A 26,339-nucleotide genomic window follows, 5' to 3' on the forward strand; every position below is an offset into this window, starting at 1 on the left:
AATTATTAATTTTAGATACTATCTCTTTTGTTCAATATTCCATTCTTGACCGCTTTCCCAAGAAAAAAAAGACTCTTCTGCCGTTCGGAATTTCGTACTGAATTAATCAGGTATTTAAAAACTCGTAAGCTGATAGCTGTTCTGCAGAAAAAACCTGTCCCTTTAAAGATATATCTGGAAAGTATCATATTTCTTACCAGATAATATATTTTCCAGGGGGGTAACTGCTCCTTTGCCGAAGCATTTATGTCGTGATGCATCAATAATTTTGGATGATAGAGAATTTTAACACCACTGAGATGCAATTTATAAGAATAAAACACATCATCAAAATAAATAAATATGTCTTTATCGATAAGATGATATGTTTTTTTCAGAACTTCGTGGCTAATAATACAACCAACAAAAGAAAACGTTACTACCTCGGAAACCTGATTCTCATCCGGTAAAAAATCCTGCGGTTGTCGGAGATATTTTAAACTATCAGTAAAGGTATTCTGAGCCTTCAGCCATGGGATATTCATCCTGCAGACTTGTTTCTGTTTATCTATAACTCTTGAGCAATATACGGAGTATTCATGGCTATTGACCTCATTAAAACAGTCAATAAAACCATCATCCGGAAAAGCATCATCATCATAAAAAACAACCCAGTCACTCTGCAAATTATTGGCTATATATTCAGCGCCGATAGCAAATCCTGCAGCGCCGCCACGATTAACCTCTGCATTAATAATATATAGCCTGGGATCAGTCTGCTCTGCTAATAATTCACTCGTTCCATCCGTAGAATGATTATTCACCACAACCACAGTTTCAAACGGAAGCTTCAATGTTGCTATAAGTGTTGCCTGCAGTTTTTCACAGCGATTATAGGTGACGATCAGACTGGTAATCTTCATTCCATATTTACCGCAAAAGCAGGCATCTTCGCTCCTTTAGTCAGGCTGGACAGATACAAATCTGCTACTTTAAGTGCCTCATCAATTGTGACATCCATATCCAGATAACGATATGTTGCCAGCCTTCCGACAAAGGTTACTTTAGTTTCTTTCTTTGCCAGTGCCACGTAGCGCTCAAGCATTTTCATTTCCCCCATCTGACGAATTGGATAGTAAGGAATATCTGCTTCTTCACATTTTCGACTATATTCTTTATAGCAAATTGAACGGGTATGGTTTTCCCATGGGGAGAAAAATTTATGTTCCGTAATACGGGTAAAAGGAACATCTTCAGAACAATAGTTCATTACAGCAGTCCCCTGGTAATCGCCATTATGTCTGATAGTTTCAAAATCGAGTGTACGGTATCCTAAGCGACCAAAACTGTATTCATAATAGGCATCTAATGGTCCGGTAAAAAATAAATGATCGAAATTTTTACTATCACAACTTTTATAATGCCGGTTAAGTTCCAGCTCAATATTATGATGATGTAGAATATTTTGGATAAGCGGAGTATACCCTTCCTTAGGCATCCCCTGGTACTTATGATTGAAATAATTATCATCATAATTAAAGCGCACTGGCAGTCTTTTAAGGATTGACGCAGGGAGTTCTGAAGGTGAAAGTCCCCACTGTTTTATCGTATATCCTTTAAAAAAAGCTTCATAAAGATCTCGCCCTATAAAACGTAAAGCCTGTTGTTCAAATGTTTGCGGATCATTGATTGACTTATCAGCCTTGCTTTCAATTAATTCCCGCGCCTGGTCCGGAGAACAGGTTGTTTTAAAGAACTGGTTGATCGTGTGTAAATTAATAGGCAACGAAAAAACCTGACCGGAAACAGTCGCTTTTACTCTGTTAGTATAAGGCATCATTTCGCTGAAACGATTGACATAATCCCAGACGATCTTATTATCAGTATGGAATATATGAGGTCCGTATGTATGAACCATAACATTACTTTCAGGATCACGTTCACTATAACAATTGCCACCAATATGTGAACGCCCATCAATAATCTTTATTTTATGGCCCTTTTCGGCCAATTCCCGGCCAATGACTGCGCCAGAGAAACCTGCGCCAACGATTAGTATATTTTTTGAGCTTATCATTTTTTAACCCAATATTTTTCTGCGAAATTTATAATAATATTTAATCAGGATATTACGCTGATTACTTCCGGTAGGCGCATATCGATTCACCAGAGGCATTAATTTTCTTTTAACTTTAGTCTGGAAAAGTATTTTTTCTGGTATTATTTTACTTTCTAAAGAAACAACCGTAAGTGGTGTAAGTCTTTTGACTAACTCATTTTGCCATGAAGTTGCGTTAAGGTATTTTTCGAAATTATAAAAATAATCTACATCTCTGGTATTCCAGGGTTTATTCTCACCAGCAAAATGGATCATCTTCGGTGATTTTCTGGCACGCAAAAATTCCGTGTAGGTTGATAATTGCAAATTTGGATAAAAGTCATCAGTATTGCCATTTCCGTGATAAACATTCCATTCAAGTGGGAGATAATGAACCCGGTCATAAAATACCTTATTCATAATATCCTGATCCAGGAACCAAAACCTTTTGCCGTTCATCACTTCAATCAGCTTATAGTATGTATTTTCTTTGCTCATTTGCTGGATATTGAAAATAATAATTCCAGCCTGGAAGTAACGTTCAGGCTTATCCATACCCAGTGTGGAAATCAAATATTTTCGGGCTGGCATCAAACCATCTGAGGAATCAGAAATTGTACCAAATTTAACAAAACCTTCCATCACAATATCACGAACTGCAGCGACAAGATTGGTTGCAAGGTCGATTTGGATCAATTCAGCTACATCACTTTCAACAATAGTATCAGCATCAATAAAAAGAACTTTATTGTACAGTGAAAATAATCTTGGTATGAACAATCGCGCATATGTTGCTGCGGTAAAATGGCCGCGGATATGCACATTACTCAGCTCTGAAAAAGCATTAATATCGAAAAATCTCAGGCTAAAATTTGTATAACCACGAATAAGATTATGTAATCGTTCTTTATTTTCAGTTGAAATGCCATTTTCTAAAACAACAATATCATAATTGTTATTGGTGGTAGAGTTCTTAATTACAGAATTAATTAATGCTGCACCAGAAATCGTATAATTATCATCAAAGCAGATAACTATCGGAATTGAATTTTCATCATATAGAGGTTTAATTTTTCCGTTGAATGTTTCATTTGCAACAAATGTTCTCTGTACCTCTTTAATTTTTAAATCAGAAGTCTGACCTGTTTTATAAATAATAAAAATATTAAAAAGTCTTTCAGAAATATGCCCAATCACCCTCTTTTCCTGAGCGTTAAAATTTCTGAATGCAATTCTTTTTTCAAGCTCATCCGTAATGGTAAAAAGCCATTCTGAATACTCATCAAAAATCGCTCTTCTCATTACAAACATATTAGTATAATAGCCTTCTGTATCCTGATTAAAAACATCTATGCTGTTTTTATATTCAGGATAAAGTTCAACTAATATTTTTAATGCGAGATCATAATCTTCAATATGAAGATATTCACCTTTCGCGTAATGCACATAGTTATTCTTACTACCGGCATTTAAGACTGACCATTTCCTGGGCAACAGAATGTCGATATTTTCCATTGCACTGGAAATACCATCATCTGTAAGTTGAAATTTTTCTGTATATTCATTATCAATTTCAGGATGAACAACAACTCCCCAGTTATCTTCAGGGTAGTCCTGTACCTGTGAGAAGTTTAAATGTCTGCGATAGTGCATAAATCCAATGTAGACTGCATCATCGGAATTTTTCCATGCCCAGTACTGTGCAGTTAGCTCACAATAAAAAGCATTTTTATAGGATATATTATCACCGCGATCATCTCCCTCACAGCATATTGTATTTAGAGTATTTGCTTTACCGACATGAAGAGGCTCAATACAGGCTGCATTCAAAAATGCGCTTGGCTTGTGATGGCTTGTATATATTTTGATTTTATTCATATTATGACATCGCTTTAAAATACTGTGGGATAATCACGTCGGCTTTACCTACAGCCTGTAACTTATGGTTTTCGATCCATATAACTTTATCGCAGATTTTCTCTACATCGCTCATATTATGGCTAACGAAAAGAATGGTAGTACCACGTTTTTTAAACTCTCTGATTGTCTCAATACATTTTCTCTGAAATGAAACATCACCGACGGCTAAAACTTCATCTATAATCAAAATATCAGGATCAACCTGACTAATCACAGAAAACCCTAATTTTGCGAGCATACCACTGGAATAGACCCGAATGGGTTCATCAATAAAACTTCCAAGCTCAGAAAATTCAATAATATCTTCGAGTTTTTCAAGTGCCTTTTTTTTTCTTAGCCCAAGTAAGGTCGCATTAAGAATAATATTTTCTCTTCCGGTGAGTTCAGGATGAAAACCTCCACCAAGCTCAAGCATTGAAGCAATACGCCCATGAGTAGTCACACTTCCAGAACTAGGTCTTATAACTCCTGTGACCAACCCGAGTGAGGTACTCTTACCCGCGCCATTGCGTCCGATTAATGCAACCGCTTCACCTTTATTAACAATAAAACTTATATCTTCAATTGCTTTGTATTTTCTTCCTTTTAGCAAGGATAATGCTCTACCAGGATGAAATATCAAATCTTTCACACCACTTCCGATATGATGATAAAGAGGGTATGATTTGCTTACATTTTTGAATTCAATAGCAATCGTCATTATAATATCTCTGCAAAGCGGTACTTAAGCTTATTAAAAATAAAAGCGCCAACGGCTAAAAATATAAATGAATAGATATAAATACTTAGAATAGAATGATAGTGAATAACCCCATTCATAAACAGATCACGCCAGGCTAACATAATTTCTGACACTGGGTTTATTGTTAGCATCCATTGATATTTTGCAGGAATCAAATCTGAAGAGTAAAGAATAGGTGTGCAGTAAAACATCAACATGATGCCTAAAGGAATAAACCGCTCAAGATCCCTAAAAAAAAGATTCATAGAACTGATTGCCAGAGACAAGCCGAATGTGAGTATCATCTGAGCCATACCGATCAACGGTACTCCCCATAGCCACGACCATGACGGTGTCATTTTATAGATGAGAAGAAAAACAATAATTACCGGTATTGTACAAAGGAAATGCAAGAATTCCATGAAAACATTACAAAAAGGAATGATAGAACGTGGAAATATGGTTTTTTTAATGATCTGCGCATTTGAAATGAAAGAGAATAATGAATTACTGACTGAGCTCGCGAACCATTGCCAGGGAAATAATCCTGTAATCAAAAACACCGTATAGTTGGGTATTTGAACCCTCATTACCAATTTGAAAATAAAATAATAAATTACTGCAAAGAGTAATGGGTTTGCAATAGACCATAAATATCCGAGGAAACTACTTTTATACCTGACCTTAAGCTCTTTCTCAGTCAGTACTGATATCACATCAACTAAATAACCGAATGAAAACTTCATTTTACATACCCGAATTATGGCCTGGAACAGTATATGATCAGAATTTATACACGCTACCGCCCCAGGCTCTTCAGCTACCTGAACACTACAAAATATCAACTAACTTTTCAGCCTATCGTCTTTTGAAAGGATCTAACCTTTCCGTTCAGTAATCATTAACGATACCCCTGTGGATTTTGGCTTTGCCAGTTCCAGGTATCCTGCATCATTTCATCCAATCCGCGGGAAACTTTCCAACCCAGTTCACGCTCTGCCAGTGAAGGGTCTGCCCAGAAGGCTGGCAAATCACCACTGCGACGCGGTTTTATAGCATAAGGAACCGGTTTACCGCAGGCTTTTTCAAATGCCTTAATCATTTCCAGTACTGAATAACCTTTACCAGCACCCAGGTTGTAAGCACGATATCCCTGAGTATTTTTCAGATGATCCAGGGCTTTCAGATGACCTTCTGCCAGGTCAACCACATGGATATAATCACGCTGGCAGGTTCCATCCGGCGTATCGTAATCATCACCAAACACTCCTAACTGTTCTAATTTGCCTATAGCAACCTGCGCGATATAAGGCAACAGATTATTAGGGATACCCGCCGGGTCCTCGCCAATTTTCCCTGAAGGATGTGCGCCGACAGGATTGAAATACCGCAGGGCAATGGTATTAAAATCAGGGTCTGCTTTAGAAAAATCCTGCAGGACCTGTTCGATCATTACCTTCGAGGTACCGTAAGGGCTGGTAGTACCGCCAATCGGGGAGGTTTCGACATAAGGGACCGGCGCATTTTCACCATAAACCGTTGCTGACGAACTAAAAATAAAGTTCCTGACGCCGGCATTACGCATCTCTTCCAGCAATACTACCGTGCCTGAGACATTATTATCATAATATTCAAGTGGCATCCGTGTGGATTCGCCTACTGCTTTCAGGGCAGCGAAATGAATCACTTCTGTGATCGAATGTTCTGCAAATAATTTCTGCAGGCACTGACGGTCGCGAACATCTCCCTCAACAAAAATTGCTGCTTTACCCGCCAGTTGAGCAACACGGCGCAGGGATTCTTCAGAAGCATTACAAAGATTATCCAGTACTACGACCTCGTCACCACGCTCCAGCAGGGCTAGCACCGTATGAGAACCGATATAACCTGCGCCACCTGTGACTAAAACTGACATATCTGACTCCGTGTTTTTATGAATTGAAATAACGGTTATTCAATTATTTAGAAATGATTTTCCTGATACTGTCACGGAATTCCTGGCCCTGAGAAGGATTACGTAATCCGTAGCTGACAAATGCCTGCATGTACCCCAGTTTGCGTCCACAGTTATAATCCACACCGCTTAACAGAGTCGCTTCAACCGTTTCTTTCTGTTTCAGACTGGCAATCGCGTCTGTCAGTTGAATTCTTCCCCAGGCTCCGGGTTCAGTCTTCTCCAGTTCCTGCCAGATTCCGGCAGACAATACATAACGGCCTGCGGCCGCCAGATCAGAATCAACCTCCGGGACCTCGTCAGGTTTTTCGACGAATAAGTCTATTTCGCTGACATCACCAGGATTATTCAGTGGTTCACGGGTGGTAATAATCGAATATTCGGAAAGTTCTTCTGCGGGCATATGCTGGCATAAAACCTGACTGTTTCCGGTAGATTCGAAACGGGAAATCATCGCTGCCAGGTTATAGCGCAAATGATCTGCCGTATAACCGTCCAGAATAATATCTGGTAAAACCACCACAAACGGATTATCTCCAATCATGGGCTGGGCGCAAAGGACGGCATGCCCCAGTCCCAGAGGCTGAGGCTGGCGAACATTCATGATAGTCACACCGGGTGGACAGATGGACTGAACTTCTTTGAGTAACTGACGTTTAACACGCTGTTCCAGTAATGCTTCGAGTTCATAGGTCGTATCAAAATGGTTCTCAACCGCATTTTTCGAGGCATGGGTAACCAGCACAATTTCTTTGATTCCGGCGGTAGCACATTCATCAACGATATACTGAATCATTGGCTTATCAACTATCGGCAACATCTCTTTCGGAATCGCTTTGGTGGCCGGTAACATGTGCATACCTAATCCGGCAACCGGAATGACAGCTTTTAATTTGGTCATAAACATTCCATTTTTGAGTAAAAATTAGTGCCCCGATTATGTGTGATAACACACGTTAATCTGCATCAGTATCTTCTGAAATCCCGTCGTGACTGCGCTCAGGCTGGCGTGGATTTCACTACGAGTGGTTGTCTGTTATGCCGATATTTACCAACGCTAATGTTTGTCTTGAAAACCTCAGAATTATTCGCTGATTAACAGGCCAATGCCAGCTTTACCCTCAGGGACCAAAGTTTGCGGTGATTGCCATAATCCTGAGATTTGATTTGCAGCATTGACACCAGGCACATTATTCCCTCTAAGGGGGCTGAAAACAGCCTCACAGGCCTGGTCTCATAGAGATTGTGTTATTTTTCCCTGCCAGGTTTGCTGTTATGGTCAACCCACTGATTAATCCGTTTTTTCATTTCATTACGCAGATTACCGTTCAGTAACTGACTCACGGGTAACGAATATTGTAGCTTGCTCCACGGACCATAAAAACGTACCGGCACCGCCTGCTCAGAGAGCAACTTAACCAGCTTATTGTCACCTTTCCAGTCCTTCATCATCAGTCCGAAGGTCACATCCATCGTCCGGTGGGCGAAATCAATATTGCCCAGGCCAGTCAGTTTCATATCACTGTTTTCGCCCTGCAACTGAGAGAGGGTCAGATTGCCCGGGACAAGGCGGATATTACCTTTTAACGGAGGGACTTCGGCTTTGATTACGTTTTCAGAATGCACCCGATCGCTGGTTCTGGCCACTGCATCGCTCACCATTTGCCGTAAATTAAACGGGGCGGTATCCAGTTGAGATACACTCACATCTGCCTGTCCATGCCACTGGTTAAGGATATCCTGGTTACTTAATCCCTGCCCGCTGAACTGGCCTTTCATGGTCAGTTCACCCCGGAGTGCCTGTGGAAGTTGCAGGAATGCCAGCGCGGGCTGTACCTGAATATTCTGTAAATCCGGAGCAAAAGTAACCTGTGCTACGTCAGAACGCAGATCGATCTGTCCGGGCAGAGAGAAGTGACCATTACCCAATTCCCCGGTGAGGGTATTGATGGTCATTAATCCCTGTGCATTGGTTGCGCTTAGTTGCAGCTGTTTGAGCTGTAAGCCACGCCAGACAGCACTATCCGCATGAATGTTGATGTCCATCATCGCATCACGTAGCCATGCTTCCTGTAACGGTTGGCTATCGGTATCGGCGATAACCGGTGCTCGGACCGCCGGCCGGCCGGTCTGGCTGCCCGAGGCTCTGGCGGAGGTCAGTAACTGGTCGAAATCAGCAGTTTTCGAGTTCAGACGCACCTGTAATGCGGGTGCGGGGAGTAAATGGCCGTGAAGTTCACCTGTAAAATCACTGTTATTAGCCTCCAGTAATAACCCGGTCACATCGAACTGGTTGCCGGAGGGCTTCCAGACAGCATTAAACGAAGCCTGTCCGTTGATTCCATCAGCAGGGAGATCAACGCCGGAAATCTTATAGCTGGCACGGGAAACCTGTAATCCCAGTTGATGAGGATACTGAGTCGCATCCAGAGATCCCCTCACATCCAATACCAGATTTTGCTGATTACGGGAAGCTCTGCCACTGAACTCAAAGTTACCTTGCTTGTACTGTGGCTGATGAATCGTCAGGTTGACATCACGAAAGTTGATCTGATTTCCATGGGCGTCCTGCCAGATAAACAGGCTGTCAGCAATATTGAGTCGCGCAATATTAAAACTCCAGCCACGTCCAAAGGATCCAAAAACAGGACCTTCTGGCGGAGCTACGGGCTCACCTTGTTGATGCTCGCGGGTAGTGGCTGGAAGATCACGGATGACGGCATTTTTCAGTAAAACCTGGCTCACCTTAAGCTGGTGGGACAGTAACGGCATTAATTCAACGTCCAGCCGCATATTTTCAGCACTAACGGCAGGGTCAGTGGCGCCGGGTGCGGTCAGAGAAACCTGATCGCTCAGGATACTCAGCCGTGGCCAGACGTGCCAGCGTAAATCACCGGAGAGTTTTAACTGATAACCACTGCGTTTGGCGACTTCCTGTGCCATATATCCACGAAACTGGTTCGGATTCACCAGCATAACCAGTGCCGTCATTCCCGCGACAACGACCACCAGTAAAATCGCCAATGTGGTTATCAATCTTCTCATACCATCCCCGGTGTGATTTTTTAGTCTTTATCGATCCTGCTGGCTACTGCACCCTGTTGATCGCGATATTTTGCATCTTCTCTGCGGTTATATGGCCGCAGAGCCGGGCCGGACAAAGGCTCGAAACTTAATGCTCCTATCAACATACCCGGTCGGAGCGCTAATGGCAATTTACCTGAATTATAGAACTCCAGCACAATCCGCCCTTTCCAGCCAGGATCGATGCGGTGCGCGGTCACGTGAACCATCAGTCCAAGCCGGGCCAGTGATGAACGGCCATCCAGCCAGCCCACCAAATCATCCGGTAACGTCACTGATTCCAGAGTGACTGCCAGAGCCAGTTCCCCGGGATGAAGGAAAAATGCATCACCTTCCGGCAGGACTATCTCGTCGCTCATCACGCGGTCAAGGGCGGCACTGACTTCATCTTTTGGACCGCTAAGGTCAATAAACGCAGCCGTATGCCCACGAAAGGTTCGGAATTTGTTACCCAGCCGCACATCCACTGTAGCACCACTGATACGTTCTACAGGCGGACGGGGTAAAATTTCAAGCCTGCCAGTGTCCAGCCAGACTTCGATATCGCGGTCACACAATCTCATACTGATCTCTCCGTAACTCTGCTCAGGGGGAAGAAGAGGATTCTTCCCTGCCATCATTATTCAAAAAACTGATTAATTTTTGCTTTAAGTATATCGATAGCAATCCGGTTCTTCCCACCGCGAGGAACAATGATGTCGGCATACTGTTTCGAAGGTTCAATAAATTGCAGGAACATAGGCCGGACGGTTTTTTGATACTGAGTCATTACCGAATCCATTGACCTGCCGCGTTCATTCACATCCCGCTTCATTCTGCGCATCAGACAAATATCCAGCGGCGTATCCACAAAAATGGAGAAATTCATTTCTTCACGCAACCGGGCATCCGTCAGCAGCAGGATCCCTTCCAGAATGATGACTTTCTTCGGCAACAGCTTAATCGTTTCTTTCATCCGTGTGTGTTCAGAATAGCTGTAAACCGGGAGGTCTATCGCATGCCCGGCTTTAATTGCCTGCAAATGTGTCAGTAACAAATCATGGTCCATCGCATTTGGATGGTCATAATTGGTTTTAATCCTCTCTTCCATAGTGAGGTGGCTTTGATCCCGGTAATAACAATCTTCCGGGATAACACCGATATGCTCGTCACCCACCTGGTCACGAATTTCACGGTAGAGAGTGCTGGCAATCAAACTTTTACCGGATGCCGAAGCTCCGGCAATGCCCACGATTACGCACTGATGGGACGTGTCAGTCATACTTTTTTGAGACCTGAAACTGAAGCCGGTAGTTTCTGAAAATTAACAGATTGTACGGGCAAATTGAGAGGGTTTACGCCGGCGATTATAGGGACTTCGTGCCCCTGATGCCAGAAAAATGCGTCACTAATCTTCAGACTCACCCCCATAGCCGGTTTTCTTATTACGCTATATACTCTGCGGCCACTCTTAAACCTGATTACTGATTAATCATCTGGCCTGTGCCTTTTTTACGGGCAGACCCTACCAGGAAAAACATGTACTGGAAAAATTTGACTTACCTGGGTGACAGCATGCTGCTGCTGCCTACCGCTGTGCTGATTGCCTTGTTTGTTTTCTGGAAAAGCGGGCGCTGGCAAACCGCTTTTGGCTGGTTAGTCACCTTCGGCACTGCCGGCATGATTGTCAGTATTTCAAAAATTTTGTTCCTGGGTTTTTTTATTGGTAGCAGAACTTACAACTTCACTGGTTTCAGCGGACATACCACCATGTCCTCGACTTTCTGGCCGGTATTAATGTGGATGATTTCGGCACAGCGTCCGGTCTTCTGGCGTCGCCTGCTGATGGTCACCGGCTATTTGCTGCCGTTAGCTATAGGTTTCTCGCGACTGCAATTGCATGCTCACTCCCCGAGTGAAGTCGTGAGTGGCGCTATCCTGGGGCTGAGCCTGAGTTCACTCTATCTGTTTATTCAGCGTCGTACGGAACTGAAAGCGATTTCTGTGCTGCAACTGGCCGTATTCTTGGTGCTGCCGGTGTGGATTATGTTTCAGGGGCAACCCGCCACCACTCAACAGTTTCTGGCTAAACTCTCGGCCAGACTGGCCGGAATTGAAAAACCCTTTACCCGCACGGAGTTGCTAAAACTCCATTCAGCAAATTAACCGCTGACCGTTTACGCCTGTCGTTTAACAAGGTAAAGTCGCCCCCTTTTTTCTGTGTTCAGGGGGCGACAGCCATGTTTATTGGTTTTGATTACGGTACCGCGAACTGTTCTGTAGCAACAGAACAGAAGGGCATTTTCCGCCAGTTATTGCTGGAAAAGGACTCGCCACTGCTCCCCTCAATGATCTCAGCACCACTGCGTACTGTGCCCAGTGAATGGCTATACCGCTGCCACGAGGTCGGTTTTCCTACCCCGGAAAACACGGCATTGTTGCAATATGCATTACGTCTGAATCGTGAAGAAGATATTCGGGTCACTACCGATAGCGTCAGTTTCGGACTTCAGGCTCTGGAGAACTATATTGCTGACCCGGAAGACACCTGGTTTGTAAAATCTCCCAAGTCTTTTCTGGGTGCTTCTGGCCTTAAATCTCAGCAAATTGCGTTTTTTGAGGATCTGGTGTGTGCGATGATGCTGCACATTCGTCATCAGGCAGAGCAACAGACGAATACCCCGATAACTCATACCGTGATTGGCCGTCCGGTCAATTTCCAGGGGACCGGCGGTGAGGAAGCGAACCACCAGGCTCAAAATATTCTGTTACGTGCTGCACAGCGTGCCGGATTTCGCGAAGTTGAATTTCAATACGAACCCGTGGCCGCAGGGCTGGAGTTCGAAGCGACACTCAGCGAGGAAACCCGGGTACTGGTGGTCGATATCGGCGGAGGGACCACGGACTGCTCACTGCTGCTGATGGGACCGCAATGGCGTGATAAGGTCGACAGAGTGGACAGCCTGCTGGGTCACAGTGGTTGTCGGGTCGGCGGAAATGACCTGGATATTATGCTGGCATTTAAAACGCTGATGCCATTGCTGGGCCAGGGAGGCATCACTCTCAAAGGCACCGGTTTACCTACCCTGCCCTGGTGGAATGCGGTAGCCATAAATGACGTCAATGCCCAAAGCCAGTTTTATTCCACAGAGTGCGGCAAACTATTGCAACAAATGGTCAAAGAGGCACAGCAAAGTGATTTGGTACGTCGGTTGTTTAATGTCTGGCGCCACAAGCAAAGCTATCAGTTGGTTCGCAGTGCCGAAGAGAGCAAAATTCGTCTGTCTGACAGTGAGCTGACCACCATACCCTTGCACTATATCGACCGGGGTCTGGAAACCACGCTAAACGTCGGGCAACTGAATGAAGCCATCAGCCAGCCACTTGACAAGATGATCCAGCAAATTACCGCCGTCATGGCCACCGCTGACTGCAAACCGGAAGTCATATATCTCACCGGAGGCAGTGCCCGCTCACCATTGCTGCGTGATGCGATTGCCAGAGTCTTACCCGACACACCTATCGCCAGCGGTGATGATTTTGGGTCCGTCACCCTCGGACTGGCCCGCTGGGCGGCAACACTGTTTCGCTAGCCGTAGCGCCCCGTCAAGGGGCGTGATTTCTCCCTGTCTGACTGCCTGAACTACCGTTCAGAGCCTTCCAGTGCCGATATCCATATTTCCTCCAATTTTCTGCCGGAACTTAGAGTTATACTGTTGGGTCAGAGTGTGGAGAAAACTTCGGTTCAGATGCAGGAGAGCATAGCAGAACATGAAAGCAAAATTTCGGGTGTCCACGGTGGTGCTTTTAATACTGGTCGTCATTGTGCTGGTCTTAGCCACCATCCATTTCTGGCATGCCAAAAACACCACTTCCTCTTCTGCCAGTCCGGCCCCGGGACTAAGTTCTGCCAGCCATGACCCGGCGGTTCCGGTACAAATTGCCACGGTTCGTCGGGAAACAGTCCCACGATATATCACCGCCCTGGGCACGGTGACGGCCTCAGCCATGGTCACCGTTCGCAGCCGTGTGGACGGGCAACTCATGGCGTTACACTTCCGGGAAGGTGATACCGTGACTGCAGGTCAGTTACTGGCTGAAATTGATCCGCGTCCCTTCAATGTTGCTCTGTTACAGGCTCAGGGGCAACTGGCCAAAGATCAGGCCACACTGAACAATAGCCGCAATGATCTGCGTCGCTATCAGAAGCTTGCCACCACCAAACTGGTCTCTCAGCAGGATCTGGACAACCAGCAGGCACTGGTCCGTGAAAGTGAAGGTACGGTAAAGAGTGATCAGGCTGCCGTGGATAATGCCCAGCTCAATCTGACCTATAGCCGGATCACCGCGCCGATCTCTGGTCGTGTCGGGCTCAGGCAGGTGGATGCGGGTAACTACATCACTGCCGGGGATACCACCGGGATTGTGGTTATTACCCGGACGCACCCGATTGATGTGATTTTTACCGTTCCAGAGGCCGCTATTGAACAGATTGTCGGCGCGATGAAGCAAGGGCAACCACTGTTGGCGGAGGCCTGGGATCGCAGTGACAGCCATAAACTGGCAGAGGGTAGCTTACTTAGTCTGGATAATCAGATAGACAGTACTACGGGTACGCTGAAGATTAAGGCAAGATTTGCCAACCAGAATGACCGGCTGTTTCCTAATCAGTTCGTCAACCTCCATCTGCGGGTCAGTACCCTGGCCGATGCCCTTCTGATGCCGGTCTCTGCACTGCAGATGAATACCGAAGGCAATTTTGTCTGGATAGTCAGTCAGCAGAACACTGTCAGCAGAAAACAAGTGACGGTAGGTCTGCAACAGAACCAGCAGGTAGTCATTACCGCCGGGCTGAGTGCCGGAGACAGAGTGATCACCGACGGTATTGACAGACTAACCGAAGGCTCCGCGGTGAATATCGTCCAGGGCTCTGCGGCTGTAGCTGACAGTGATGCCGGAGGAACAGACCAATGAACCTGCTGCCGGACAGCTCTTCCGGCGGACCTTCCCGCCAGTTTATCCTGAGGCCAGTCGCCACCACATTACTGATGGTGGCTATCGTACTGGCTGGGATTCTCGGCTACCGTTTTCTGCCGGTATCGGCATTACCTGAGGTGGACTACCCCACGATACAGGTCGTGACCCAATATCCCGGCGCCAGCCCGGAAGTCATGACATCCGCGGTGACGGCTCCACTTGAACGCCAGTTTGGACAAATGTCGGGTCTGAAACAGATGTCATCCGGCAGTTCCGGCGGAGCTTCGGTCGTCACTCTGCAATTTCAGCTAACATTGCCGTTGGATATTGCCGAACAGGAGGTTCAGGCGGCTATTAATGCTGCGATGAGCTACCTGCCAGATGATTTACCGAATCCCCCGGTCTATAACAAAGTCAATCCGGCTGACCCACCAATTATGACACTGGCGGTCACCACCTCCAGTCTGCCACTCACCCGGGTACAGGATTTAGTGGAAACCCGGATTTCGCAGAAAATATCCCAGGTCAGTGGAGTGGGACTGGTGACCCTCGCTGGCGGGCAACGGCCGTCGGTGCGGGTGGATCTCAATGCACAGGCATTAGCCGCATTAGGGCTTACCAGTGAGGATGTTCGTACCGCTATCGATAATGGTAACGTTAACACCGCCAAGGGCAGTCTTGACGGGCCTGAACGGGCCATTACTTTATCGGCTAATGATCAGCTACAAAGCGCCGAAGACTACCGTCAGCTAATCATCAGCTACCGGAATAATGCTCCGGTCAGGCTGGGAGATGTAGCCACTGTCACTCAGGGCGCTGAGAACCAGTGGCTGGGGGCCTGGAGTAACGGACAGGCAGCCATTATCCTGAATGTTCTGCGTCAGCCTGGCGCGAACATCATTGACACGGCCGATAATATTCGTGCCCTGCTACCCACCCTGAAGAGTAACCTGCCGGCCTCAGTGAAACTGGAACTGATCAGTGACCGGACCATGAACATCCGCGCCTCTGTCAGTGACACCCGGTTTGAATTACTGCTGGCGATTGCACTGGTGGTCATGATTATTTATCTGTTCCTGAGAAATATTCCGGCCACCATCATTCCCGCAGTGGCCGTACCGCTCTCGCTGATTGGCACCTTTGCAGCGATGTATCTGCTGGGATTCTCGGTGAATAATCTGACACTGATGGCCCTGACCATTGCCACCGGTTTTGTGGTGGATGATGCGATAGTCGTGATTGAAAATATCTCCCGCCATATCGAGAAAGGCGTTCCCCCGTTACAGGCCGCGCTTCGGGGGGCGGGTGAAATCGGTTTTACTATCATCTCGCTGACGATTTCCCTGATTGCCGTGCTAATCCCCTTGCTGTTTATGGGCGATGTGGTTGGCCGGTTATTCAGGGAGTTTGCTGTCACGCTGGCAGTTTCTATCCTGATTTCCGCCGTGGTCTCGCTGACCCTGACTCCGATGATGTGCGCACGCATGCTAAAAAATGGCACGCTGCATCAGCAAAACCGTTTTTCACTGGCCTGCGAACGGATATTTGAGCGAGTGATTGACGGTTATGGTCGTTTACTCAGTCGGGTGCTGAATCACCCGTGGCTAACCTTAAGCGTCGCTATCGGCACGCTGGTACTGACCATTGTACTCTGGGTACTGATTCCGAAAGGATTTTTCCCACAACAGGATAACGGGCTGATTCTGGCCAGCGTTCAGGGCCCGCAAAATGTCTCGTGGACCAGCATGACCCGACGCACCCGTGAAGTGACGGATATCCTGCAGAAAGATCCGGATGTGGCCAACGTCAGCGCCTTTGTCGGCATCGACGGGACTAACCCGTCACTGAATAACGCGCGATTACAGATTACCCTGAAACCGCTCTCAGAACGGAATGATCGCATTCCGCAAATTGAACAACGGTTACAACAATCAGTCAGTGGTCTGCCGGGTATCAGTTTATGGATGCAAGCAGTACAGGATCTGACTATCGATACCGAAGCCAGTCGCACGCCTTATCAGTTTACCCTGCAGTCCCCTTCTCAGGAGTCTCTGGCAGAGTGGATACCTAAACTTTTGGGCAAACTACGACAGGCCCCACAACTGCGTGAAGTCAGCAGCAACTGGCAGGATCAGGGGAATGAGGCCTTTATCCGCGTTGACCGCGATACCGCCAGCAGGCTGGGGATTACCATGGCGGATATTGATAATGCCCTGTATGACGCTTTTGGCCAGAGACTGATTTCCACTATTTATACCCAGTCCAGCCAGTACCGCGTGGTGCTGTCACAGCAGACGGCGATGGATCCGGGATTACAGGCACTCAACAATATCCGCCTGACCAACAGCGATGGTGGCACGATCCCGCTAACCTCTATCGCCCGGGTAGAACAGCGCCGTGCTTTGCTGGCAATTAACCATCTCGATCAATTTCCTGCAGCGACAATATCCTTTGACGTCGCCGATGGCTATTCTCTCGGAGAAGCGGTGAATGCTATCACCCAGATCGAAAACCAACTGAATTTACCCTCAGATATGCTGACCCACTTTCAGGGGAGTACCCTGGCCTTTCAGGCTGCGCTTTCGGGTACCGTCTGGCTGGTTATCGCCTCCATTGTGGCGATGTACATTGTGTTGGGTATTCTTTATGAAAGTTTTATTCATCCGGTCACTATTCTCTCAACCTTGCCTACCGCCGGTGTCGGCGCATTACTGGCTCTGCTGGTTTCCGGCCATGAACTGGATATCATCGCGATTATTGGCATTATCCTGCTGATTGGTATCGTCAAGAAAAATGCCATCATGATGATTGATTTCGCCCTTTCCGCAGAACGTGAACAGGGAGTCACTCCACAGGAAGCCATTTATCAGGCCTGCCTGTTGCGTTTCAGGCCGATACTGATGACCACCATGGCTGCCCTGCTGGGTGCGCTGCCTTTAATGCTAAGCTTTGGTGTGGGGGCTGAGTTACGTCGGCCGCTGGGCGTTGCCATGGCCGGGGGGCTGGTCGTCAGCCAGGTTCTTACCCTGTTTACCACTCCCGTCATCTATCTGCTGTTTGACAGGCTGAGTCGTCGGCTGAAACCCCACGAAACTCATCCGTCGTCGCCGGAGTCGTTGCCGTGAGGTTTCTGGCATTATTCATCTATCGCCCCGTCGCTACCCTGCTGGTGGCGGCTGCCATACTGCTGGCCGGTATTCTGGGTTTCCGCTTATTACCGGTGGCCGCGCTGCCACAGGTCGATTTTCCGGCGATAGTCATCTCTGCCAGTATGCCCGGAGCTTCAGCCGAAACCATGGCTGCGTCCATTGCCACTCCGCTGGAACGTTCGCTCGGCAGGATTGCCGGTATCAGTGAGATGACATCGTACAGTTCACTGAGTAATACCCGCATCATTCTGATATTTGATCTGGACCGTGACATCAATGGTGCTGCCCGCGATGTTCAGGCGGCCCTGAATGCCGCACAAAGTCTGCTCCCGACGGGCATGCCTTCACGTCCGACTTACCGTAAAGCGAATCCTTCAGATGCTCCGGTGATGATTCTGACACTGACCTCAGAGACTTACTCACGGGGTCAGTTGTATGACTACGCCACCACCCGGCTGGCACAGTCGATATCTCAGATTGAGGGGGTGGGTGATGTCACCATTGGCGGAGGATCGCTGCCGGCCGTACGGGTCGATGTTGATCCGCAGCAACTGTTTAATCAGGGGGTGTCACTCGACCAGGTACGTACCGCCATCAGTAATGCTAATCAGAGACGGCCTCTGGGGGCCATTGATGAAGGAGATCAACGCTGGCAACTAGCCACCAATGATGCTCTGAATAATGCTGCCCACTACCGGCCCCTGATTATTCATCAAAAAGACGGTGGCGTTGTCAGGCTGAGTGATGTTGCCACCATTACTGATGATGTTCAGGATAGCCGGAATGCCGGACTCAGTAATGGTAAACCGGCCATCCTTATGATGGTCCGGAAAACCGCTGATGCTAATGTGATTTCGACCGTCGACCGGATACGTGAGCGACTCCCTGAACTCAGGAAGGAGATCCCGGCAGCCATACAGCTAAGCATCGCTCAGGACAGGTCCCCGACGATCCGGGCTTCTCTCAGTGAAGTCGAACAGTCTCTGCTCATTGCTGTGGCCCTGGTGATTCTGGTGGTGTTCTTTTTCCTGGGATCGGCCAGGGCCACCCTGATCCCGGCGGTAGTCGTTCCGGTATCGCTGGTAGGGAGCTTTGCCGCTATGTATCTGTGTGGCTTTAGTCTGAACAATCTGTCGTTGATGGCCCTGACGATAGCCACCGGATTTGTGGTCGATGATGCTATTGTGGTACTCGAAAATATTTCGCGACATGTCGAAGCCGGTATGAAGCCATTTAAAGCCGCAGTGACCGGTATGCGGGAAGTTGGGTTCACCGTGATTGCGATGAGTCTGTCACTGGTCGCGGTTTTTTTACCTCTGATGATGCTCGGTGGTCTGATCGGCCGTTTCTTTTCTGAATTCGCGATGACTCTGTCGGTCGCCATTATTATTTCATTATTTATCTCTCTGACACTGACACCAATGATGTGCGCCAGGTTATTACGGGTGACAGGCCACCAGGCACCGGCAAGGCGGAGTATATTTCGTCGGGCCACAGACCTTTTGCAGGCAGGATATGCCCGCTCGCTACACCGCGTTTTGCACTACCCGAAACTGACACTGTGCGTGTTGCTGGCCACTCTGGCGCTCAATATTCTGCTGTTTATCACTATCCCTAAAACCTTTCTGCCGGAACAGGATACCGGACGGATTTCCGGCAGTATCTCCGCGGATCAGAGTATTTCATTTCAGGCAATGCGCGGTAAGCTGGAAGATTTTATGCGGATTGTCAGCGCCGATCCGGCGGTCGATAATGTGACCGGCTTTACCGGAGGAATGCGGACTAACAGTGGTTCAATGTATATCTCGCTTAAGCCGCTGTCTGAACGGGATGTCAGCGCCAGACAAGTCATCGACCGGTTACGTAAGGCACTGTCGAAAGAACCCGGCGCCCGGCTTTATTTAAGCCCGGTTCAGGATATCCGTACCGGTGGACGGGAATCCAATGCCAGCTATCAATTCAGCCTGCTTTCCGATGATCTGCAGGCACTGCGCCAGTGGTCACCGGTTATCCTGAAAGCATTTCGCCAGTTACCGCAACTTACCGATGTCAGTTCTGATCAGGAAGACAATGGGGGTGAACTGCAACTGGTCTATGACCGGGCTGAGATGGCAAAACTGGGGATCAGTGTAGCTCAGGCCAATGCCCTGCTGAATGATGCGTTCGGCCAGCGGCAAATATCGACTATCTACCGGCCACTGAATCAGTATCGGGTCGTGATGGAAGTTGATCCCCGATATACCCGTGATGCCACGGCACTGTCACAAATGTACCTGATCAATAATGAAGGCAAATCGATTCCTCTGTCACAAATAGCCCACTGGGAAGCCGCTAACACCCCGATATCAGTTAACCACCAGGGTTTGTCGGCAGCCGCGACCCTCTCCTTTAATCTGGCGGACGGAATCGCCTTGTCACAGGCTTCTTCGGCGATTGAAACCACCATGGTCCGTCTGGGTGTGCCTGCCAGTGTCCGTGGTGAATTTGCCGGAGATGCTAAACTGTTCCGTCAGTCACAGTCGAGCCAGTTGTGGCTGATTGTCGGGGCCATTGCGGCGGTCTATATTGTATTAGGAATGCTGTATGAGAGTTATATCCATCCGGTGACGATTCTCTCGACCCTGCCCCCCGCCGGTGTCGGTGCTTTGGTGGCATTACGGATTTTCGATACCCCTTTTAGCCTGATAGCTATGCTGGGGATTCTGCTGCTGATTGGTATTGTAAAAAAGAACGCCATCATGTTGGTAGATTTCGCGCTGGTGGCGGAGCGGGAAGCCAGGCTGACACCACGTGAAGCTATATATCAGGCCTGTCTGCTCAGGTTCCGTCCTATCCTGATGACCACTCTGGCCGCACTATTCGGTGCATTACCGCTGGTAATGAGTTACGGGGATGGCGCCGAACTGCGGCAACCATTGGGCATTTCGATTGCCGGAGGCCTTATCATCAGCCAGTTACTCACCCTGTATACCACCCCGGTCGTGTTCCTGATGATGGATAAACTCAGGAAACGTAAATCCGGGCCACAGGACCTTGTTTTATGACCAATGAAAACAACGCACCTCTAGCGACTTCGGTTCGCTGGCAATTGTGGATAGTCGCTTTCGGCTTTTTTATGCAGTCGCTGGATACCACGATTGTGAACACTGCCCTGCCCTCTATGGCCAAAGCGTTGAATAACAGCCCGCTGAATATGCATATGGTCGTTGTCTCGTATGTATTGACCGTTGCCGTAATGCTGCCGCTTAGTGGCTGGCTGGCAGACCGCTTCGGGGTAAGAAATGTCTTTTGTAGCGCCATTGTGCTGTTCACTCTCGGTTCCTTGTGTTGTGCAATTTCAGGCAATCTTGAACAACTGATTTTATCGCGGGTGCTGCAGGGTATTGGCGGTGCCATGATGGTGCCCGTGGGACGCCTGACCGTGATGAAAATTGTGCCACGTTCCGAATATATGGCGGCAATGGCTTTCGTTACCCTGCCCGGACAACTCGGCCCGATGGCTGGCCCTACCGTTGGCGGACTGCTGGTTGAATACGCCAGCTGGCACTGGATCTTTCTGATCAACCTGCCGGTGGGCATTGTGGGTACCATTGCTACCCTGAAATTGCTGCCCAATTACAGTCTGCCGGGCCGTCGTTTTGATTTCCCGGGATTTCTGATGCTAGCTATTGCCATGGCTGCGCTTACCCTGGCGCTGGAAAGCCGTCAGTGGGCATCCAGCCATACCTTGTTGCTGGCCGTGCTACTCAGCAGCGGTATGGGTTGTCTGGCTCTGTATCCCCTATATGCCAGGCGGCGTGAAAACGCCCTGTTTAACCTGGCCTTATTTAAGAATCACGTGTTTCGTATCGGGCTGATTGGCAGTATGGTTGCCAGGACCGGCAGTGGAATGTTGCCCTTTACCATGCCACTGTTTTTACAGCTGGCGCTGGGTTTTAGTCCATTTCATGCAGGACTGATGATGCTGCCAATGGTTGCCGGCAGTATGCTTATCAAACGGGTCGTAGTCAGACTGGTGAATCAGACAGGCTACCGGATGGCGCTGATCAGTTCGACCCTGTTACTTGGCCTGATTGTTCTGACGCTGCCAGTGCTGATGAAATTCGATCTGATCTATGCTCTTCCTCTGGTCCTGTTTATTCTTGGCGGAGTCAATTCTGTCCGCTTCACGACCATGAATACCCTGACACTGAAAGAGTTGCCGGACACTCTGGCCTCTTCCGGTAACAGCCTGTTGTCGATGGTGATGCAATTAGCGATGAGTACCGGGGTTACTTTGGCCGGGCTCGCTATGGGGGCATTTAGCCATCAACAGTTAATGGATACCGAAACACTCAGCCACACCTTTAGCTATCTCTGGCTGGCTATCGGTATTTTCCTCTGGCTGCCGATCGGCGTGTTTTGGTTTATCCCGGAGGATCTCAGCCGCAATAGTCTGTTAAAGAAAACAGGTCATCGCCGATGAAAAGCCGCTGGACCTTTAATATCGGCAGCAAACTGTTTGTGACTATCTTTGGCACCTGTCTGCTGGTGCTGGTCACCATGCACTGGGCTGTCAGAATCAGTTTCGAACACGGGTTTGTTGACTATATTCGCGAGAGTAATGAACAGCGGCTGAACCTGCTCAGTGATGCGCTGGCCGAGCAGTATCAGCAACACGGTGACTGGACCTTCCTGAGAAACAATAACCGGATAATCTACTCCCTGTTACGTTCACTGGAACAAAATCAGCAACAAGCTAACTATCCACGCCCCGGCTGGCGAACACCGTTCTGGATAGTCGATCTCCGCTACCGGGTTCTGATAGGCCCCCGGGAGAGCCTGCCGTACGAACGCGTCGAACATCCGATTGTCACCACCGATGGCAAAACTGTTGGCTGGGTGTTAGGTTCTCCCCCGGAACAGCTGACCCGCAGTACAGATATCAATTTTGATCATCAGCAGAAAAGGGCCAGTTGGATCATCGTCGGACTGACCACCCTGCTGGCTGCCATTGTGACCTGGTTTCTGGCGCGTGGTTTACTGGCACCCGTGAAACGACTGGTGAATGGCACGCATCAGTTGGCTGCCGGAAAACTGACCACTCGGGTGGAAGTGACCAGCCAGGACGAACTTGGCCAGCTAGCCCGGGATTTTAACCAACTGGCAGAGTCGCTGGAAAAAACGGAAACCAATCGCCGGGCATTTATGGCCGATATTTCCCATGAATTGCGTACCCCTTTGGCCATACTGCAAGGCGAGCTGGAAGCAATACAGGACGGGGTCAGACGTGTTACCCCCGAAGCTCTGCAGTCGTTGCAAAGTGAAGTGATGATCCTGAAAAAAATGGTCGATGATCTGCATCAACTGGCGCTGTCAGATTCAGGAGCATTGCGTTATCAGATGATGAACTGCGACTTAAGTGAACTGCTCAGCCAGGTGACCACCGCATTTCAGCAACGTTTCGTGGCCGCAGGGATCGCGCTGAGCTGCTACTGTCCGCCGCAGGCACCGTTTTATGGCGATATTAACCGGCTTAACCAGTTATGCCATAATCTGATGGAAAATAGTCTGCGCTATACCCATGCTCCGGGTGAGCTGAGGGTGACCCTGGCAGCACAAGCGAATGGCTGGTGCCTGGAATTCTCTGACAGCGCCCCCGGGCTTACCCGCGAGCAACAGCAGCATATCTTTGACAGATTTTACCGTGCCGAAAACTCCCGCAACCGTGCCAGTGGTGGCTCCGGGCTGGGTCTGGCCATTTGCCGTGCTATTGCCGATGCTCATCATGGCGAAATTAGCTGTCAGCACTCCCCCGCCGGAGGTGTTACTATCAAGGTGAAACTTCCTTTCACTACGGACAGGCCGGACTCATGACCGAAGAAAAACTTTCAGCCAGGATTATGGTAGTAGAAGATGAGCCAAAACTGGCACAACTGCTGGTAGATTATCTGGAAGCCGCCGGCTATCAGGTGAGAGTAGTTTCTCGGGGTGACGAGGTTATTCCTCAAGTCAGGGAATTACCGCCAGACCTGATGATCCTCGATTTAATGTTGCCCGGTAAAGACGGTCTGAGTATTTGCCGCGAACTACGTCAGTTTTCCGATTTGCCTGTGATTATGCTGACCGCCCGCAGTGAAGAAATCGATCGCCTGCTTGGGCTGGAAATAGGTGCCGATGACTACGTCTGTAAACCCTTTAGTCCGCGCGAGGTGGTCGCCCGTGTAAAAATTATCCTTCGTCGCTGTCTGGTACGGCGGGATGAGGCACAGACTGAAGATATTCCGGGGCTGGACATTGATACCGGGCGTTTTCAGGTGAGCTGGGATAACCAGCCGCTGGAACTGACCCCGGCAGAATTCAGGTTGCTGAAAACGTTGTCCCAGGAGCCCGGGAAAGTGTTTACCCGGGAACAATTGCTCAATCTATTGTATGACGATTATCGGGTGGTGACCGACAGAACTATCGACAGCCACATTAAAAACCTGCGCCGTAAACTGGAAAATATGGACAGTGAACAAACCTTTATTCGCGCGGTTTATGGGATTGGATATCGCTGGGATACTCATAAAAGCCGGCTGCACTGACAGGCGCGTTGCTATCTGAAATGATTTACATCCCGGCACTGCCCCTCTACAATTCCCCTTCTTTTTGTAGGGTCGATTTTTTTCGGCGCTGACAACACCCTGCGGGTGTCCTGACCAGAAATCAGAAACGAGAATGACCATGTTTAAACCTGAACTACTTTCCCCTGCCGGCACCCTGAAAAATATGCGCTATGCCTTTGCTTATGGTGCCGATGCGGTCTATGCCGGACAGCCGCGTTACAGTCTGCGGGTGCGTAATAATGAATTCAGCCACGAGAATCTGCGACAAGGTATTGAGGAGGCTCATGCCCTGGGGAAAAAGTTTTATGTGGTCGTAAATATCGCCCCGCACAATGCCAAACTCAAAACCTTTATCCGTGACCTGCAACCGGTCGTGGATATGCAGCCTGATGCCTTGATTATGTCTGATCCCGGGCTAATTATGCTGGTCCGCGAGGCCTTCCCGGAAATGGATATTCATCTTTCGGTGCAGGCAAATGCCGTTAACTGGGCCACAGTGAAATTCTGGCAGCAGATGGGACTGAGTCGCGTCATTTTGTCACGCGAGTTATCTCTGGAAGAAATCGAGGAGATACGCCGTCAGGTGCCGGAGATGGAACTGGAAGTCTTTGTCCATGGCGCATTGTGCATGGCTTATTCTGGCCGTTGTCTGCTTTCCGGCTATCTGAATAAACGCGACCCTAATCAGGGCACCTGCACCAACGCCTGTCGCTGGGATTATCAGGTTCAGGAAGGAAAAGAAGATAATATCGGCAATATTGTCGAAAAATTTCAGCCCATCCCGGTACAGCAGGTTGAACCGGCTCTGGGTATCGGCCCGGCCACCGATAAAGTGTTCCTGATAACCGAAAAGATGCGGCCCGAAGAGCCGATGAGTGCTTTTGAAGATGAACATGGCACTTACATCATGAACTCCAAAGATCTGCGTGCCGTTGCTCATGTGGAACGTCTGAGCCAGATGGGGGTTCATTCGCTTAAAATCGAAGGGCGCACCAAATCGTTTTATTACTGTGCCCGCACGGCACAGGTCTATCGTAAAGCGATTGACGACGCCGTCACAGGTAAACCCTTTGACCCCTCGCTGCTGGATACGCTGGAAGGACTGGCTCATCGCGGTTATACCGAAGGCTTTTTGCGCCGGCATACGCATGACAGCTACCAGAATTATCAGCAAGGCTACTCCGTATCAGACCGCCAACAGTTTGTCGGTGAGTTTACCGGCCAACGGCGGGATGACTATGTGGAAGTTGCGGTGAAAAACAAATTTTTGCTGTATGACAGTCTGGAAATCATGACCCCTGAAGGTAATCTTACTTTCACACTGAATGAGCTGCTGAACAGCAAAAATCAGCCAACAGAGGTTGCCCCGGGAGATGGCCACAAAGTCTGGATGCGGGTACCGGCGGATATCTGCCTTGATTATGCCCTGTTATTACGTAATCTGCCGGACGGAGCCACCACTCAGGCCCCGCATGCTTCAGTGGTTCAGGCCTGAGTTTTGCTATTTAGAATCTGATCACAGTTATCTGTCACGACAGTGGTTATAATTAGCCCATTATAACGAAGGATAAAGATTCTCTGATTACCTCAGAATCCACCTCATTAGCCCGCCTGGCCCCCCTGGCGGGTTTTTCTTTTTTCTGGATGTTTTTCTGTCTATTTCGATATAAATCATCTCACCCCTTCCGGACCCCGTTCATTCAACAACACATTTATGTCACTTTAATAGAATAAAATTTCCCGGACAAAAGATGCCTCTGGCTCCTAACGTACTGTAAAATGGAGAGTCCTCCTTGGCTGGCGCATAAGTGTCAGCAGCTATTGAGGGTAGACATCATTATCTTGTAAGCAGGCCTATATAACTTTTTTATCAATCTTCTGGAGATCGTTA

19 protein-coding genes are annotated in these 26,339 nt (G+C 48.2%); 9 read left to right on the top strand and 10 right to left on the bottom strand.

Annotated features, from left to right (window positions below):
- Nucleotides 1-11 precede the first annotated feature (11 nt).
- The 10 genes from HA49_RS07160 to udk all read right to left on the bottom strand — a co-directional run bounded on the left by HA49_RS07160 (nt 12) and on the right by udk (nt 11,017).
- Nucleotides 12-902 carry a glycosyltransferase gene (locus tag HA49_RS07160; protein ID WP_038021528.1) on the bottom strand — a complete coding sequence of 297 codons (891 nt, stop codon included), beginning with the start codon at nt 900-902 and terminating at the stop codon, nt 12-14.
- Entirely contained in the window at nt 899-2,053 is a 1,155-nt protein-coding gene (gene glf / locus HA49_RS07165) for a UDP-galactopyranose mutase (protein WP_211259061.1), read from the bottom strand. The genes HA49_RS07160 and glf overlap by 4 nt, the downstream gene beginning before the upstream one ends.
- 6 nt (nt 2,054-2,059) lie before the next feature.
- Nucleotides 2,060-3,955 carry a DUF4422 domain-containing protein gene (locus HA49_RS07170; protein WP_038021532.1) on the bottom strand — a complete coding sequence of 632 codons (1,896 nt, stop codon included), beginning with the start codon at nt 3,953-3,955 and terminating at the stop codon, nt 2,060-2,062.
- Nucleotide 3,956: 1 nt separating this feature from the next.
- Nucleotides 3,957-4,697: an ABC transporter ATP-binding protein gene (locus HA49_RS07175; RefSeq protein WP_038021534.1), complete on the bottom strand. Its 741-nt coding sequence runs from the start codon at nt 4,695-4,697 to the stop codon at nt 3,957-3,959.
- Nucleotides 4,697-5,464 (bottom strand): ABC transporter permease, encoded by a 768-nt coding sequence (locus tag HA49_RS07180; RefSeq protein WP_038021535.1) that lies wholly within the window; start codon nt 5,462-5,464, stop codon nt 4,697-4,699. The genes HA49_RS07175 and HA49_RS07180 overlap by 1 nt, the downstream gene beginning before the upstream one ends.
- Nucleotides 5,465-5,619: 155 nt before the next feature.
- The gene (gene galE, locus HA49_RS07185) at nt 5,620-6,633 is read right to left on the bottom strand and encodes a UDP-glucose 4-epimerase GalE (protein WP_038021537.1); all 1,014 of its coding nucleotides are present in this window, start codon (nt 6,631-6,633) and stop codon (nt 5,620-5,622) included.
- Nucleotides 6,634-6,676: 43 nt separating this feature from the next.
- Entirely contained in the window at nt 6,677-7,573 is an 897-nt protein-coding gene (gene galF / locus HA49_RS07190) for a UTP--glucose-1-phosphate uridylyltransferase GalF (protein WP_038021539.1), read from the bottom strand.
- 347 nt (nt 7,574-7,920) lie between these two features.
- Nucleotides 7,921-9,717, bottom strand: a complete 1,797-nt coding sequence (asmA, locus tag HA49_RS07195) for an outer membrane assembly protein AsmA (RefSeq protein WP_038021541.1) — start codon at nt 9,715-9,717, stop codon at nt 7,921-7,923.
- A 20-nt stretch (nt 9,718-9,737) separates the two neighbouring features.
- Nucleotides 9,738-10,319, bottom strand: a complete 582-nt coding sequence (dcd, locus tag HA49_RS07200) for a dCTP deaminase (protein ID WP_038021543.1) — start codon at nt 10,317-10,319, stop codon at nt 9,738-9,740.
- A gap of 56 nt (nt 10,320-10,375) precedes the next feature.
- Nucleotides 10,376-11,017, bottom strand: coding sequence for a uridine kinase (udk, locus tag HA49_RS07205; protein WP_038021545.1), 642 nt, complete (start codon nt 11,015-11,017; stop codon nt 10,376-10,378).
- A gap of 257 nt (nt 11,018-11,274) precedes the next feature.
- Between udk and HA49_RS07210 the strand changes: the two genes are divergently transcribed.
- From HA49_RS07210 to trhP, 9 genes are all read left to right on the top strand, one after another.
- Complete coding sequence (locus HA49_RS07210; RefSeq protein ID WP_038021547.1) at nt 11,275-11,901, top strand: phosphatase PAP2 family protein; 627 nt, start codon at nt 11,275-11,277, stop codon at nt 11,899-11,901.
- A 74-nt stretch (nt 11,902-11,975) separates the two neighbouring features.
- On the top strand, nt 11,976-13,328 hold the full coding sequence (yegD, locus tag HA49_RS07215) for a molecular chaperone (RefSeq protein ID WP_038021549.1): 1,353 nt from the start codon (nt 11,976-11,978) through the stop codon (nt 13,326-13,328).
- A 178-nt stretch (nt 13,329-13,506) separates the two neighbouring features.
- Nucleotides 13,507-14,709, top strand: coding sequence for an MdtA/MuxA family multidrug efflux RND transporter periplasmic adaptor subunit (locus HA49_RS07220; RefSeq protein ID WP_038021551.1), 1,203 nt, complete (start codon nt 13,507-13,509; stop codon nt 14,707-14,709).
- Nucleotides 14,706-17,837, top strand: coding sequence for an MdtB/MuxB family multidrug efflux RND transporter permease subunit (locus HA49_RS07225; protein ID WP_038021553.1), 3,132 nt, complete (start codon nt 14,706-14,708; stop codon nt 17,835-17,837). The genes HA49_RS07220 and HA49_RS07225 overlap by 4 nt, the downstream gene beginning before the upstream one ends.
- Nucleotides 17,834-20,905 (top strand): multidrug efflux RND transporter permease subunit MdtC, encoded by a 3,072-nt coding sequence (gene mdtC, locus HA49_RS07230; protein ID WP_038021555.1) that lies wholly within the window; start codon nt 17,834-17,836, stop codon nt 20,903-20,905. The genes HA49_RS07225 and mdtC overlap by 4 nt, the downstream gene beginning before the upstream one ends.
- Nucleotides 20,902-22,326 carry a multidrug transporter subunit MdtD gene (gene mdtD, locus HA49_RS07235; protein WP_038021556.1) on the top strand — a complete coding sequence of 475 codons (1,425 nt, stop codon included), beginning with the start codon at nt 20,902-20,904 and terminating at the stop codon, nt 22,324-22,326. The genes mdtC and mdtD overlap by 4 nt, the downstream gene beginning before the upstream one ends.
- The gene (baeS, locus tag HA49_RS07240) at nt 22,323-23,717 is read left to right on the top strand and encodes an envelope stress sensor histidine kinase BaeS (protein ID WP_038021558.1); all 1,395 of its coding nucleotides are present in this window, start codon (nt 22,323-22,325) and stop codon (nt 23,715-23,717) included. Before mdtD ends, baeS begins: the two co-directional genes overlap by 4 nt.
- Nucleotides 23,714-24,427, top strand: a complete 714-nt coding sequence (gene baeR / locus HA49_RS07245) for an envelope stress response regulator BaeR (protein WP_038021560.1) — start codon at nt 23,714-23,716, stop codon at nt 24,425-24,427. The genes baeS and baeR overlap by 4 nt, the downstream gene beginning before the upstream one ends.
- Nucleotides 24,428-24,566: 139 nt before the next feature.
- Nucleotides 24,567-25,943, top strand: a complete 1,377-nt coding sequence (gene trhP, locus HA49_RS07250; protein WP_038022645.1) for a prephenate-dependent tRNA uridine(34) hydroxylase TrhP — start codon at nt 24,567-24,569, stop codon at nt 25,941-25,943.
- Nucleotides 25,944-26,339 lie beyond the last annotated feature (396 nt).

The sequence above is a fragment of the Tatumella morbirosei genome (assembly GCF_000757425.2).
In the GTDB taxonomy this organism is placed as follows: Bacteria; Pseudomonadota; Gammaproteobacteria; order Enterobacterales; family Enterobacteriaceae; genus Tatumella; species Tatumella morbirosei.

Bases quoted from the DNA above. Each gene is read 5' to 3' on its own strand.
- HA49_RS07170 (WP_038021532.1), bottom strand. From the start codon at position 3,955: ATGAATAAAATCAAAATATATACAAGCCATCACAAGCCAAGCGCATTT.
- udk (WP_038021545.1), bottom strand. From the start codon at position 11,017: ATGACTGACACGTCCCATCAGTGCGTAATCGTGGGCATTGCCGGAGCT.
- dcd (WP_038021543.1), bottom strand. From the start codon at position 10,319: ATGAGATTGTGTGACCGCGATATCGAAGTCTGGCTGGACACTGGCAGG.
- yegD (WP_038021549.1), top strand. From the start codon at position 11,976: ATGTTTATTGGTTTTGATTACGGTACCGCGAACTGTTCTGTAGCAACA.
- HA49_RS07180 (WP_038021535.1), bottom strand. From the start codon at position 5,464: ATGAAGTTTTCATTCGGTTATTTAGTTGATGTGATATCAGTACTGACT.
- mdtD (WP_038021556.1), top strand. From the start codon at position 20,902: ATGACCAATGAAAACAACGCACCTCTAGCGACTTCGGTTCGCTGGCAA.
- asmA (WP_038021541.1), bottom strand. From the start codon at position 9,717: ATGAGAAGATTGATAACCACATTGGCGATTTTACTGGTGGTCGTTGTC.
- HA49_RS07225 (WP_038021553.1), top strand. From the start codon at position 14,706: ATGAACCTGCTGCCGGACAGCTCTTCCGGCGGACCTTCCCGCCAGTTT.
- baeR (WP_038021560.1), top strand. From the start codon at position 23,714: ATGACCGAAGAAAAACTTTCAGCCAGGATTATGGTAGTAGAAGATGAG.
- HA49_RS07160 (WP_038021528.1), bottom strand. From the start codon at position 902: ATGAAGATTACCAGTCTGATCGTCACCTATAATCGCTGTGAAAAACTG.
- HA49_RS07210 (WP_038021547.1), top strand. From the start codon at position 11,275: ATGTACTGGAAAAATTTGACTTACCTGGGTGACAGCATGCTGCTGCTG.
- HA49_RS07220 (WP_038021551.1), top strand. From the start codon at position 13,507: ATGAAAGCAAAATTTCGGGTGTCCACGGTGGTGCTTTTAATACTGGTC.
- baeS (WP_038021558.1), top strand. From the start codon at position 22,323: ATGAAAAGCCGCTGGACCTTTAATATCGGCAGCAAACTGTTTGTGACT.
- galF (WP_038021539.1), bottom strand. From the start codon at position 7,573: ATGACCAAATTAAAAGCTGTCATTCCGGTTGCCGGATTAGGTATGCAC.
- galE (WP_038021537.1), bottom strand. From the start codon at position 6,633: ATGTCAGTTTTAGTCACAGGTGGCGCAGGTTATATCGGTTCTCATACG.
- trhP (WP_038022645.1), top strand. From the start codon at position 24,567: ATGTTTAAACCTGAACTACTTTCCCCTGCCGGCACCCTGAAAAATATG.
- HA49_RS07175 (WP_038021534.1), bottom strand. From the start codon at position 4,697: ATGACGATTGCTATTGAATTCAAAAATGTAAGCAAATCATACCCTCTT.